8 protein-coding genes are annotated in these 13562 nt (G+C 59.7%); 2 read left to right on the top strand and 6 right to left on the bottom strand.

Translation table 11 applies throughout. From position 1 onward, the window contains the following. Positions 1–3: 3 nt before the first annotated feature. Together SLH47_RS11990 and SLH47_RS11985 are read right to left on the bottom strand one after the other, a co-directional pair. Complete coding sequence (locus SLH47_RS11990) at positions 4–993, bottom strand: glycosyltransferase family 2 protein (protein WP_320239747.1); 990 nt, start codon at positions 991–993, stop codon at positions 4–6. Further along, on the bottom strand, positions 994–7437 hold the full coding sequence (locus SLH47_RS11985; protein WP_320239746.1) for a type I polyketide synthase: 6444 nt from the start codon (positions 7435–7437) through the stop codon (positions 994–996). Between the two features lie 284 nt (positions 7438–7721). Between SLH47_RS11985 and SLH47_RS11980 the strand changes: the two genes are divergently transcribed. Then, the gene (locus tag SLH47_RS11980; protein ID WP_320239745.1) at positions 7722–8522 is read left to right on the top strand and encodes a YdcF family protein; all 801 of its coding nucleotides are present in this window, start codon (positions 7722–7724) and stop codon (positions 8520–8522) included. Here the strand turns inward: SLH47_RS11980 and SLH47_RS11975 are convergent. The 3 genes from SLH47_RS11975 to SLH47_RS11965 are packed head-to-tail and all read right to left on the bottom strand — an operon-like array spanning position 8512 to position 11884. Continuing rightward, positions 8512–9717: a glycosyltransferase family 4 protein gene (locus SLH47_RS11975; RefSeq protein ID WP_320239744.1), complete on the bottom strand. Its 1206-nt coding sequence runs from the start codon at positions 9715–9717 to the stop codon at positions 8512–8514. The two genes, SLH47_RS11980 and SLH47_RS11975, sit on opposite strands and share 11 nt — an antisense overlap. Further along, on the bottom strand, positions 9714–10775 hold the full coding sequence (locus SLH47_RS11970; RefSeq protein ID WP_320239743.1) for a glycosyltransferase family 61 protein: 1062 nt from the start codon (positions 10773–10775) through the stop codon (positions 9714–9716). Before SLH47_RS11970 ends, SLH47_RS11975 begins: the two co-directional genes overlap by 4 nt. Beyond that, positions 10772–11884 carry a DegT/DnrJ/EryC1/StrS family aminotransferase gene (locus tag SLH47_RS11965; RefSeq protein WP_320239742.1) on the bottom strand — a complete coding sequence of 371 codons (1113 nt, stop codon included), beginning with the start codon at positions 11882–11884 and terminating at the stop codon, positions 10772–10774. The genes SLH47_RS11970 and SLH47_RS11965 overlap by 4 nt, the downstream gene beginning before the upstream one ends. A 384-nt stretch (positions 11885–12268) precedes the next feature. On the opposite strand from SLH47_RS11965, the gene SLH47_RS11960 reads away from it, so the two are divergent. Further along, complete coding sequence (locus SLH47_RS11960) at positions 12269–13114, top strand: glycosyltransferase family 2 protein (protein WP_320239741.1); 846 nt, start codon at positions 12269–12271, stop codon at positions 13112–13114. Here SLH47_RS11960 and SLH47_RS11955 read toward each other — a convergent pair. Next, on the bottom strand, positions 13111–13551 hold the full coding sequence (locus SLH47_RS11955) for an NUDIX hydrolase (protein WP_320239740.1): 441 nt from the start codon (positions 13549–13551) through the stop codon (positions 13111–13113). The genes SLH47_RS11960 and SLH47_RS11955 overlap by 4 nt on opposite strands. Between the last annotated feature and the right edge of the window lie 11 nt (positions 13552–13562).

Below are 13562 nucleotides of genomic sequence, written 5' to 3'. Positions count from 1 at the left end.
GAACTATTCTCCGATTTGCGGGCTGGGCTGCAGGTGCCGGTTCCGCTGAAATGTAAAAAATGCGCCCGCGTCGTGGCGGGCCAATGTGCGCAGGAAATGTGGGGCGCGCGCATTGTCCTTGCCGGTCAGCTTGCCACGTAAAAGATGCAGGCTGCCACCGATCAAATGCAGGATCGTGGCGCATGCGGCATAGGCGCGCCCGTGGTTCTTGGTGAAGTAATGCCAGCGCGAATTGAACCAGTAATCCGGCACGCGCTTCCATTCCTTCATGCCGGTCGAGACCGAGCCGAGATGCGTGACCACGCTTTCTGCCACAAACATCACGCGGTGCCCCGCCTTTTGTGCGCGACGGCAGAGGTCGGTTTCCTCGAAATAGAGAAAGAAGGTTTCGTCAAAAAGACCGATCTCATCCAGCACGTCCTGCCGCATCATCACACTGGCGCCTGCCAACCAATCGACCGGGGTGGTCTCGATCAGTTCAACCGGGACGCGGTAGGACTTCAGCAGTTTGGAGACGGGGCCGAAATGGATCGACCCTTCAAACTCGCTCCAGATCGATGGAAAGCGAAAGGTTGTGGTGTGCTGGATTTCATCCTCGCCTTCGATGAAGCTGCCGGCGAAACCGGTGTCAGGCGTCGTGTTCAGATGGTCATAGAGCACCCCGATCGCGTCAGGTTTTGGGAAGGCGTCGGAATTCAGGATATAGACGTAGTCCGGCTTGCTCCCGTCCGACAGGCCAGCCCGGATACCGACATTGTTGCCCGCGCCATAACCACCATTGCGCCCGGACTGGATGACACGCGTGCGGTCCCAGCCGTTTTCGCGCACACGGGCCTCCATCGTCTCGAAAGAGCCATCCTGGCTGTCGTTATCCACGATGATGATCTCACCCGGCAAATCCTCCATCGCGACCCGCGCAGCCTCAGCGGCCTTGAGCGTCATCTGCGCCGTCTTGTAGTTCAGCACGATGGTCAGGATTGTCGGGTCGGCCATTTATTCTGCTGCCTGCTTGTAGGCTGGTGTCATGGGTTGGTCGCCCGACCGTTCCAGATAGCGCCGGATGCGGGCGGCGAGGACGCGGACGTTGGGTTCCAGCACCATGCTGTCGTGATCGCCGGGGACCTCGAAGACCTCGATATTCGGAACGAACTTGGTCCAGTCGTTATCGGGGTAGAGATAGACACGCTCATGGCTGATCAGCCGATCACCCACAGTCCATTTCGCAACCAGCGGCGGGCGGAAAAGGGCGAGCGTGCCGTCCCAGGATTTGACCTGATAGGCGCCGACACTTTCAAGGAACGCATCCTGAATGGCGAGGTTGTGGAATTGCTGACCTTGGTCGGCGGTCTCCTCGCGCCCGCGCCGCTTCTCAATTTCCCATGCGATGCGAGACTGCGCCCATTCGACCACGTATTTCGGCCCCTTGGCCGCGATGTCCTGCAGCTTGATCCGGATCTTGTCGCCGCGTTCGATATCCGGGCGGACCGGGAGTGGCGTGTCGAGCATGACGAGCGCTGCCACCTCTTCACCTTCGGCGCGCAGTTGATGCGCAATCTCGTAGGCGGTGATCCCGCCACCGGAGAAGCCGCCCAAGTGATATGGTCCGTGCGGCTGCACTTGGCGCATCTCGGCGATGTAGTCCTTAGCGGCCGCCTCAATCGTGCGGTGGGGTTCTTCGTCGCCCAGAAGGCCACGTGCCTGCAGGCCGTAAAAGGGCCGGTCGCTGCCGATGAGATGCGCAAGATGGCGCAGGTTCAGGACATTGCCGAACATACCCGCGACGAGGAAGAAGGGCGGTTTGCGCCCACCATCGCCCTGATGCATAGGCACCAGATGGGTGAAACGGCGGGTGGGTGCCTTTGGGGTGGCGCTCATCGCCGATGGCGCGTCGCTTTCCGCAGCACCGCCGCGTTCCGCGATGAGCGCGGAAATCTTGCGGATCGTCGGGGCCTCGAACAACACCGAGATCGGGAAATCGACCTGGAAGGCTTTGCGAATCTGCGCGAAGAGCCGCACTGCGATCAGGGAGTGGCCGCCGAGATCGAAAAAACTGTCCTCTGCCCCGATCTGATCGACGCCCAGAAGGTCTTGCCAGAACCCGGCCAGACGTTCCTCAGTCGGCCCTTCGGGTTCGACAAAGTCGCTGTCGAGTTGGGGGCGTGAGAATTTCTGGCCGTCCTCGGCATCATCGTCGTCCTGTTGCCCCGCCTGTGCAATCAGGCCGTCGAGATCGAGCGACGACAGGATGATCTGCTGATGTGGGCTGATGAGCGCGCGCAGGAACAGCTCCGCCCCTTCCTCGGCACGGATTCCTTGGGAAAGGTTGTGGCGCAAACGCTCTTCAGCCGGAGAGAGCGGGCGGGCAGTCTCGTCTTCGTCCCGCGTCGCTGTCGCTTCTTGGGCCGCGAAATCGACCACATCGGTCATCTGCCGGATGGAGAAGCCTTTGATGTCGACGCAAACCGTCCCATTGGGCGCGGCCAGCGTGATGTCAAAACTCGCGATTTCCGCATCGGCGTTGTTGTCACCCGCATTACGGACCCAGCTGACCACCTCGGTCGGCAGCGGCGCATAAACCTTGACCGACCGATACGACACTGGCACCCATAGGTTCTGCGCTTGATAGCCCGCAATCAGCTTCATCGCCCAGCCTGTGGCAAGGTCCATCATGCCAGGATGCAGGATGTAGCCCGCATCCGCGTCGTAAGCGGCAATTTCGGGCAACTTCAGAGTCGCCAGCCCCTCGCCCTGCCCGAATGCGGTGGATTGCAATACGCGCCAGCGGGGACCGAATTTCAGATGCGCCTCTTGCGGGGAGGCGATCCAGCCCAATTCGCCCGCCTCAATCGGCGCGCTGCAGCGTTTGGCGATGGCGCCGATATCCAGCGGATCAGGTGCTGCAAGCGGTAGGATTTGCAGGCTGGCTTGCGCGTTTTGGGCAAAGGCCCCGTCTGTCCCGCTCTCTACCGTGAACTCGTAACCCGCATCGCTGCGCGGTAGCGTCACGCGGACATCGATCTGAGCGTCGTCAGGCACCGCGAGGGGCCGGAGGAAGTACAGATCGCGGATTTCGAACGCGGCGGTTTCCCCCATGTCGTTCAGCGCCTCGGCGGCCATTTCCAGATAGCCGGTACCGGGGACAAGGGCGTCGCCCGCTTTGGTGCGGTGTTCGTCGAGGAACCAGCGGTCGGTCACGCCATAGGTCGCTGTAAACGTCCGGTGCCCCGCCCGGTCAAACGTCGCGCGGTCGAGCATGGGCGCGCTGGTGTCAGTGAACGGGGCCGGTTCAGCCTCGCCCATCCGCATCTGCATGGCGTCGGCGGCCATGCCTACATCAGCCCAGATGCCCCAGTTGATCGCGCGGACCGTCGTTTTGTCGCCGTTGCGCGATTTGGCATAGGCATTCAGGTATTCGTTGGCGGCCACGTAATCGACCTGCCCGATGGGGGCGGTTGCGGTGGAGCTGGAGGAGAACAGAACAAGCCAGTCCAGATCGCCATCGGGGAAGACCTTATCCAGCACTTGCGTGCCGTGGATTTTGGGGGCGAAGACGTCTTCAATACTGGTCACATCCTTGGCCATGATCGGGGCGTCATCGATATGGCCTGCGGCATGGATCACGCCGTTCACAGGGCCGAACGCGGCCTCAACTTGCGCGCGGGCGTCGCGGATATCTTCGACATTGCTCACGTCAGCGGCGATGGGCAGGACTTGCCCGCCTAGCTCTTCGAGCGACTGGACCGCCTTGATCCGGCGGGCAAGCGGAGCATTGGGAGCAGTGTTTTTCAGCGTGGTTTCCCATGCCTCGCGCGGCGGCAGAGCGCCGCGTGATAGGAGCGCGATCCGGGCATTGCACTGCTTGATCAGCGCTTCGGCGAGGGTCAGGCCGATGCCGCCAAAGCCGCCGGTGATCATGTAGACGCCGTTTTCTTTCAGCACCGGCAGCTTGCCGTCATCGGGCAAGTGGGCAAGCGCGGCTTGCTTGTATGTCAGCTCAAAGCGCTTCCCGTTCCGGATCAGCGCGGTGCTGTTGCCGGGATCGGCCAAAGCTTCTTCCAGAATGTTGTCCACCAGCTTGTCAAGATCGCCTTGGGCAAACCGTTTCTTACGGCCGACACGCGCGGGCAGGGTCAGATCAAGCGTGCTGACCGACAGGTTTGGATATTCGCGCGGGATGACGCGAGCCGGACCGGCGAGCGTTTCCTTTTCGGGATGGGCGAGCGCCTCATCCTTATGCTGCATCGCGTCTGTGGAAAGCGCACAGATATGGATGTCGTCACCCAGATCCTCTCCGCCGATGGCTTGGGCCAGGAAGAACAGGCTGTAGAACCCCTGTTCCTGCACCCGGTGGAAAAAGCTGGAACCGGGGCGGAAGCTTTCATCCGCCGTGATCATCCAGCCATGCAGGATGCGGGTTGGGATCAGATCGCGCGTGTTGAGGTCCGAGATCAACAGATCATAGCTCTCACGCCCGCGTTCGGGGGCGATGAAATAGCCGCCTTCACTATCCCGCGCGAAGGTATCGCCGGGGCGCACGGTGATCACGTCGTGGCCTGCATCGCGTAGGCGCTGGGCCGCCTTTGCCGCGAGGCCTGCATCGTCAACGAAGACCAGCCAGGTCTGCTTTTCCGCCTCGGACAAATCGCCCGTCACATCCACATCGCAGGCCGCATAGCGCGGCAGCCAGGCTGGGCGGTAACCCCACTCGTCGGGCGTGTCGCTGCGCGTCAGCCAGTCGTTGGTTTCGTCTGCAGTGACAGTGCCCGGTTCGATGAAATAGGCGGCATGCTGGAACGCATAGGTTGGCAGCGGCACCTTCACCCGCCGCGCATCACCCCAGATCTGGCCCCAATCGAAGGTCCCGCCCGTCGCCCAGATACGGCCCAGCATCGCCATGAAGAACGCATCATCGGCGATGTCATCCTTGGGGTGGCGCAAGCTGCTGACGACCTGATTGGCGGTGACCGTACCGTGCTGGCCCGCGAGAGACGACATCGCGCGGCCCGGCCCCACCTCGATAAACACACGCTCAGGCTTTTCGGCCAGCGTCGTCAGGCAATCGGCGAAATGTACCGTACCGCGCAGATGGCCGACCCAGTAGTCGGGGTCGCGGGCCTGATCATCGGTGATCAGTTTGCCGGTGCGGTTTGATGTGAAGGGGATCTGTGGGGTGTGCAGGTCAATTGACCGCAGATAATCGCCAAATTCCTGCAGGATTGGCTCAAGCATCCGCGAATGCGCGGCAATGTCGATCTGGATGCGCTGGCAGTCGATATCCTTCGACTTCAGTTGGCTTTCGAGCGCGTCGAGCGCGGCTTGCGGGCCGGTCGCGACGCTCAAGGACGGCGCATTGTCCGCCCCAAGGTCGAGGTCATCGCCCAGAAGCGGCTTCAACTGATCGGCAGGCAGGGCGACCGAAAGCATGCCGCCAGCGGGAACTGTGTCGAACAGCTTGCCGCGCAGATGCACCAGACCAATGCAATCCTCAAACGACATCACGCCTGCGACGCAAGCCGCAGTGTTTTCGCCCATGGAATGACCCGTTAGGGCGGCGGGTTGCACACCCCAACTCATCCACAATTGCGCTAGCGCATATTCCACGATCATGATCAGTGGCAGCTGCATCGATGGCTGGGTCAGCTTTGCGTCTGCTTCAGCCTCCTCGCCCGGTTCGGGCAGCCAAAGGGCGCGAATGTCGTAATCGAGCTTCGGCTGCAGGATCTCGAGGCCCTTATCCATCCATTCGGCAAAGACGGGTTCGGTCTCGTAAAGGTCCCGCGCCATGCCAGCATATTGCGCGCCACCGCCGGGGAACATGAAGACGTAGTCTGGGTCCTCGCCCACGACGTTATGGGTGAAGGCGCGGCGCGGGTCGTTCTTTTCCAGCTGCGCGGCGGCGTCTTCGTGGGTTTCAGCGACAATCACGCGGCGACGTTCAAAACCGCGCCGTCCCTTGTGCAGGGTCCAGGCCACATCTGCCAGGTTCTGGTCGGGGTTATCGCGCAGATGCTGTGCTAGGGCCGCGCAATTCGCATCCAGCGCGGCCTTGTTGCGGCCTGACACGGTAAGGATCTGGAATGGCCAGTCGGATTCCTCGGATGCAGGCAGTTCCGGCGCCTCTTGGAGCACGACATGGGCATTGGTGCCACCCACGCCCAGCGAGTTCACGCCCGCGCGGCGCGGTCCCTTATGGCTAACCCACTCGGTCAGCGTGTCGTTTACGCGGAAAGGCGACGTCTCGAAATCAATGGCTGGGTTCGGCTTCTCATAGCCCAATGAGGCCGGGATTTGTTTGTGATGCAGGGCGAGCGATGTCTTGATCAGGCTCGCTACACCCGCGGCGGTGTCGAGGTGGCCGATATTGGTTTTGACTGAGCCGATGCGGCAGAACCCAACCTCTTCCGTCGTTTCGTTGAAGGCCTGCGTGAGGGCCGCGACCTCAATCGGGTCGCCCAGATACGTGCCCGTGCCGTGGCATTCGATGTAGTCAATCGTGTCTGCTGGCGTTTCGGCGATCATATGCGCTTCGGCGATCGCCTCGGCTTGGCCGTCGACAGATGGGGCAAGGTAACCGGCCTTGGCCGCCCCGTCGTTATTGATGGCAGAGCCTTTGATGACGGCCCAGATATGGTCGCCATCGGCAATCGCGTCTTTCAGGCGACGAAGCACGACGACGCCCGCGCCGGACCCGAACACGGTGCCTTGGGCGCGGTGATCAAAGGCGTGGCAATGCCCGTCTGGCGACAGAACCTCGCCCTCTTTGTAGATGTAGCCGCGATCTTGGGACAGTTCGATGGTGACGCCACCGGCCAAAGCGGTGTCGCATTCGCCCGACAACAATGCTTGCGTCGCGTAGTGCGTGGCAACCAGCGATGTTGAACAGGCGGTCTGCACGTTTACACTGGGCCCTTTGAGGTCAAGGATATGGCTCAGCCGCGTTGACAGGAAATCCTTGTCATTGCCGGTATGGCGCAACAGGAACATGCCGACATTGTCGACCAGTTTCGGGTTCGAGCAGATGTTGAAATAGAAGTAGCTGCCCATACCGCAGCCTGCAAAGACGCCAATCGGGCCATCCGCGTTCTCCGGCATATGACCCGCGTTTTCGAGCGCTTCCCACGACACCTCCAAGAACCTGCGATGCTGAGGGTCCATGATCGCGGCTTCTTTGGCAGAGAGGCCGAAGAATTCGGTGTCGAAGTTCTGGTAACCCTGAAGCGGTGCTGCGGCGGGCACATAATCGGGGCGGTTCAGACGATGCGGCGCCTCGCCAGCCGCCAAAAGCTCCTCGGCGCTGTAGTGGCGGATCGACTCGATGCCGTTCTTGAGGTTGTCCCAATAGGTCTGAACCGTGTCAGAGCCGGGCAAATGTGCGGCCATTCCGACGATGGCAATGTCAGTCTCAGCCGCGTCAAAACTGGATACATCGATACTCATGACACCAACCAGGTCACGTAGGGTAATGTTCTTGATAAAGGGGTTAACACTGGCAAACCTATGGCAATTTATGATCAGTATAAAGGCTTTACGTCGTTAAAAAGAAACCTGGGCAAATCATGACTTGACGGGACAAATGGATTCCCGTCGAACTACTAGCATGTGTCGTGCGGGCCTGTGACCCCTAATGATGCAGTCGCAGCATTTGGCCTTTTGCGCTGTGTCTTTTGCCACAAAGTGCTGCTTGCGCGCGCAAATATTTTGATTTGGATGCGTTTTTTATCATGCTGCGAAGTGTCATCGATTTTGTGACGACCCCCTCAACCCTGTTCCTTTTGCTGATTCTGCTGGCGCTCATCGCGTTGCTTTTGCACTGGCGGCGGACGGCGATCACGTCCCTCACTTTGGGGCTGACCGGCTTTGTCACTTTTGGTTTCACGAGCCTTAGCGAGGTCATGATCGCGCCGCTTGTGACCCGCTTTCCGCCTGTTGACCTTGAGGTGGCGGAACCTCCCCATGGTTTGATTGTGCTGGGTGCGGGGCTGAATGAGGTGCATGCCAGGCACAATGGCGCCTTGTTGGAGCTTGAAGACGGTGGTGAGGCAGTGCCCACGGCCGCTTTGCTGGCCCAACGATATCCGGAGGCGCGGATTATCCTTAGCGGCGGCAGCGGCACCAATTTCCCACCGGAACCCTTGCGTGGCGTGGATGGGATGCGGCGGGTACTGATGGAATTTGGCGTGGCCGCGGACCGGATCATCATTGATCCAAATGCAGCCACCACAGCGGCGCGGGCGCGCAACACGTTGGACCTGATCGGAGAGGATACTGATCAGATCTGGTGGGCGGTTACGCCCGCGCACCGGATGCCGCGGCTGATCGGGTCTTATCGCGCTTTGGGGTTCGAACCTATTCCCTACCCCGTTGATTTCAAATGGATCCCGCCATTCGATCCGAGCTATTTCTACGACTTCAGCAATGGACTGCGGCTTACCGATGCCGGGGCGCATGAATGGCGGGGGCTGCTTTTCTATTATCTGACCGGCAGGACCGAGACGCTTTTTCCCGGTCCCATCACTCCTTAAGCGCGGCGGGCAGGCGGCTAATCTCGATCAAGTGCTTTGTGCGACGCACCATGGTTGCCTCGAAAGCATGTTTGGCGGCAAAGCTGCGGGCGTTTTTCGCTGCATCCGCCAGCTCAACCCTGTTTTTGGCAAGCCCTGTGACAGTATCTGCGAGGGTCGCGATATCGTGCATCGGCGTGGCCCACCCGGCCTCAGATATCTCGATGATGCCTTTCAGCGCCTCGTTATCGTAGCCCACAATCGGCACACCGCAGGCCATGACCTCGGGATAGGTGCTGGATGGATCACCTTGGGGATGGCAACAGACAAAGAGGTCCGCCTGCTCTTTCAGGGTCGGCACCCATTCGGTTTCGAAATCAACGACACCGCGCAAATGCACAACTTCGGACAGGCCCATGTCGTTGATTTGCTTGGCAATATTGTCGCGCAGGGGTCCGTCACCATAGATGTCGAGTATGAAGTTCACGCCGCGCTTGCGCAGCGCAGCGGCAAAGGGCGCGAGGTCGATGACACCCTTCATGGGCACCAGACGCCCGCCGAAGATAAGGCGCAAGGGCCTGTCGGATTTCAGGTCGGCAGTCTTCCTCGCCAGTTCGGTTTCGGAAATGACAGCATCCTGTGGAACCCGGTTGTCAAAGAACAAAAGCGTATTCGCGATGGCATCCTTGTAGGCGTTATAGGTTGGCGTACCGCTGCATTGCAGCCCGGCCGCCAGTTTCAGCGCCTCTCTACGCTTTCGCTCAGCGTTTAGGGTCCAGAGCTTGCGCCGGAACCGCAGGATCGGGTTGCGGGTCTCGGACCGGATGATCTGCAGCTCGGTCTGCAAAGAGTATTCGCTGACAAATGCGATGGGCACGTCAAGCTTCTGGCAAAGCTCTGCTGTGGGCAACTCATAAGGCGACAGAAAGCCCGAAACGAGGGCTGCGTTCTTGATCCGCGCGGCAAGCGCTTCAGGTTCGGTGGGCCGCATCTCCAGCGTTGTTTCCGCTTCACCCGGTAACACCTCAACCTGATCCATATCGGTTGTTGGTGTATCGGTGAGCGCGATCAGGCTTGTCACAGGACCGGGCCATGTTTTGGCATAGGCGGCGGCACCGTTGAGGTACTTCTGCGTCAGGACGAGACCCCCACGCGGGCCGCGCGTGGCCTTGAGCACGGGCAGAATGATCAGCTCATTTTGGGCAGAGGCTTTCATGGCATCACACGGTCCAGGAACTGTTGGAAACTGTCCAGATCGATGTGAAAGCCACCATCGGACGCATCGCCCACGAAAAAGCTGAACTGGATACCCACACGGTCAGTGAACTCCTTAAACGCCATGGCAAAACGGTCGGGCGGCTGCAAAACCAGCAAAGTGCCGGTGCGTGCCATGCTGTATGCCACATGCGAGATGTGACTGCCCTCAACACTGATCACAATCGGGGCATCCAGTGTCTGCTGCGCGATCTCTTCCGCCGTCAGGCTTGCCGGTTCCACAATGTCGAACCCACGCGTGCGCAACAAGTCTTCGAGTTCGGTCTCGTTGGAGAGAATGCGGGCCTCACCTGTTTGGCCACGTTTGAGGTAGATGCCCGCGGGTGCATCGGCGTCACGCGGCTTCAGATGATCCCGCAGGCGCTGATGCAAGGTTTCGTATCGCGCCCCCCGGCCCGCGTTTTGGCCAAAGTCATCGTAGAAGGTTAGTCGACGTACATGTGCATGTTCAACAACTGGCGGCGCGGGCAGATCAAACAGCGCGCGATATCCGGCTTCATGACTATACGCCCTTGTTGGCATTGCGATCGCGTGGGTGTCCTGATCCGTTAATAGCTCTAGTGGCAAACTGTCCTTCAAAAAAGGGCCAAAAAATCGACTGCCGGAGAAGCAAGAGACGAGCGCAGCGCTATCAATCTCCTGACGCCGGGCCTCAAATGACTGCCACAGTTTTTCGTCGCCGTAACTGGGATCATAATGGGTGACCCCTTTGTAGATGAAGGGGCCGAAGATCATCACGTCCTCTACCACATGTGCAAGCGTTGCGGCATGCGTGGTTTGACCAGCTTCGATAAGCGCGGTTTCAACGGGCCAGCTGCGCCAAGGTGAGAGGCCAGTGATCTTGTCGAGCGCATCGTCGGGATAGATGGCGGGTGGGACGGTTGCCGTTTCTGCCGGGGCGAGTGTGATGGTCTGTTGTGCGAGGTCGCGCAAATGGCCGGGGCGCTGGCCAAGCAGCCTGCGGCCAAGCCGCTCCACCATCGGCCAGTTCAGCGTCATTGTCCCTTGACCAGATCAATGATCCTGTCCTGTGTGGCTGGATCGAGGTCAGCAAAAAGCGGCAGGCAAAGGACCTGATCCGCCACCGCGTGCGCGACCGGCAGACCCTCGGGCGCGGCTGAGGGGAGCGTGTTATAAGGGTCAAGATCCGAGATGAGCGGGTAGAAATAGCGGCGCGCAAAGATGTTTTCTGCCTCAAGCCGCGCCAGAAGCGTGTCGCGGTCCATCTGATAACCGGCGCGTAGCAGGATCGGGAAGGCGTAGTGGTTATGCCCCTCCAAACCTGTAGGGCTGACGCAGTACAGGTCAGGCACGTCTTTCAGCGCATCATGATAGCGTTGCGCAACCTTCGCGCGCTCGGCCAGGACAGCATCGATCCCGCAAAGCTGCGCGAGGCCCACAGCCGCGCTGAGTTCGTGCATCTTCGCATTTGTTCCAATCGCCTCAACCGTCTGTGCATCAGCGAAACCGAAATTGGCCAGCCGGTCGATGGCACATTTCGTTTCGTGGTTGGGTACGATGACGGCACCACCTTCGAAGGTGTTAAAGACCTTTGTGGCGTGAAAGCTGAGCACCGACATGTCACCATGGCGCAGGATCGATTGGCCATCGCGACTTACACCAAAGGCATGTGCCGCGTCATAGATCAGCTTCAGTCCATGGCGGTTCGCCACATCTGCGAGGCCATCCACATCGCAGGGAATCCCAAAAGTATGGACCGGCAGGATCGCCCGGGTCTGCGGCGTGATCATCTTTTCGACCTGTGCAGGGTCGAGGTTTAGCGTCACAGGATCAATATCCGCAAAAACCGGTTCAGCCCCGGCAATGCGGATCGCATGGGCGGTGGCGACAAAGGAAAACGGCGTGGTGATCACCTCGCCGGAAGTGATGCCAGCCTGCTGCATCGCGAGAACCGTGCCGAGCGTCGCATTCGCGACAAGTGCTACATGATCCACCCCTAAATGATCCGCCAAAGCGCTCTCAAATCTTCGGAGCAATGGACCGAAATTGGTGAGCATGCGGGTATCCCAGATCTCCTCCAGCAGGGGCAGAACATCGGCAAGCGGTGGGATTGATGGGCGTGTCACGTAGACAGGGGCGCGCGTCATTGGTCGCTCCCCGCAGACGAAAAATCATGCTCTTGTTTTGGCAATGCAACAAACAAACCAGAAACCATAAAACGATGAAGTATTCGGCATGCTGACACATGGCAATTAAGGCTGTCCATACCTTTCCGTTGCGTCAGGTCATCATGTCTGATCTTTGTCTGTATTCGTGCAAGTTATGGTTGCGTTGCGTCATGACGCCTTGAAAATAAGGTGTAATCTGTGCGTTTTGACACGCTTCGCTTCGGCGGAAATGTGCGCAAATCCTTGCACTGTTTTCCCTCAGATGAATCACTCAGGCGTAGCGCATTCTGTTTCTGTCATTCTTGCATGACGGCGCCGGGGGCGGCATATGCAAAAGGAAGGTCGCGATAAAGGATCAAACCGGTGTTGAGTGTCATTATTCCGAGTAATAACGAGGAAAGCTGCATTCAGACTTGTCTTGACGCGATTGTCGCGCAAACTGACCTGCCGGATGGCCATGACATGCAGGTCATTGTCGCGGCCAATGGCTGTACAGACCAGACGGTGAGTCTCGCCCAAGCGAAGGAAGTCGCGCTGAAAGAGGCGGGTTTTGACTTACTGGTGCTGGATATTCCCGTTGGCAACAAGATGAACGCGTTGAATGAAGGTGACGCGGTCGCGCGTCACGCCGCGCGCGTGTATTTGGATGCAGATATCGTGATTAGCCCGCGTGTCCTGACAGAACTCTCGGACCTGCTCTCTGCCGAAAAGCCTGTCTATGCCAGCGGCGCGGTCCGCGTTCCACGGTCCAAAAGCCTCATCAGCCGCGCTTATGCCAAGGTCTGGACCAGCCTGCCCTTTGTGCGCGACGGGGTGCCGGGGATCGGGCTTTATGCCGTGAATGGGTCGGGTCGTGCGCGTTGGGCCGAATTTCCGAAAATCTACGGCGATGACCGCTTTGTCCGGCTGCAATTCAAGCCGCATGAACGGCTAAAGACCAAAGCGACTTATGACTGGCCCCTGCCAGAAGGTTTCGCAAACCTCGTCCATGTCCGCCACCGTTGGCGCGAGGGGAATGTGGAACTGGCCGAGGCGTTTCCGGAACTGGAAGACAATGACAGCGAGTTCAACAAGAGCTTTAGCAATATGCTGCGGCTTTTGAAGACACCGTTTTCGTCCGCGGTCTTCGTGACAGTCTATCTGGTCAGCAATGCAAGGGCGCGCCGCAGCAAGGCAAGGGGAGGTTTTGTCTGGCGACGCGGGCGCTAACGCCCCATGAGCTGCCGGATAAACGACGCATCGCCCATGTTGTAAACCATGCCCGCCGCATCCTCGGCATCCAGCCAAAGGGGGATATGGTCCGCCTCCGTCGGTGGCCCCAAAGGCCGAACCGGATGGGCGAGATAGATGTGGCACAGCTTGTCGGCGTGAATCCCGTATTCCGGCATATAGGTGAACCGCCGAAACGCCCCGATCCGGCGCGGGTGGCTGATGCGCCAGCCGGTTTCTTCGAACACCTCGCGATGCAAGGCACGGATCGGGCTTTCCCCCGGATCAACGCCGCCACCCGGTAGCTGGATCTCATCATGCGGCGCGCCCTGATAGGTCAAAAGCAGCTTCCCGTCTCGCGGCAGAACCGCGTAGACACCGGGCCGTTGGACATATCGCTGCCCGTTTCGCGGCGCATCGCCATACCGTCTGATCATAGCTCACCCTC

The organism is Cognatiyoonia sp. IB215182, assembly GCF_033963905.1.
Taxonomy (GTDB): Bacteria; Pseudomonadota; Alphaproteobacteria; order Rhodobacterales; family Rhodobacteraceae; genus Yoonia.
This window is presented reverse-complemented; position numbering and strand designations above follow the sequence as displayed.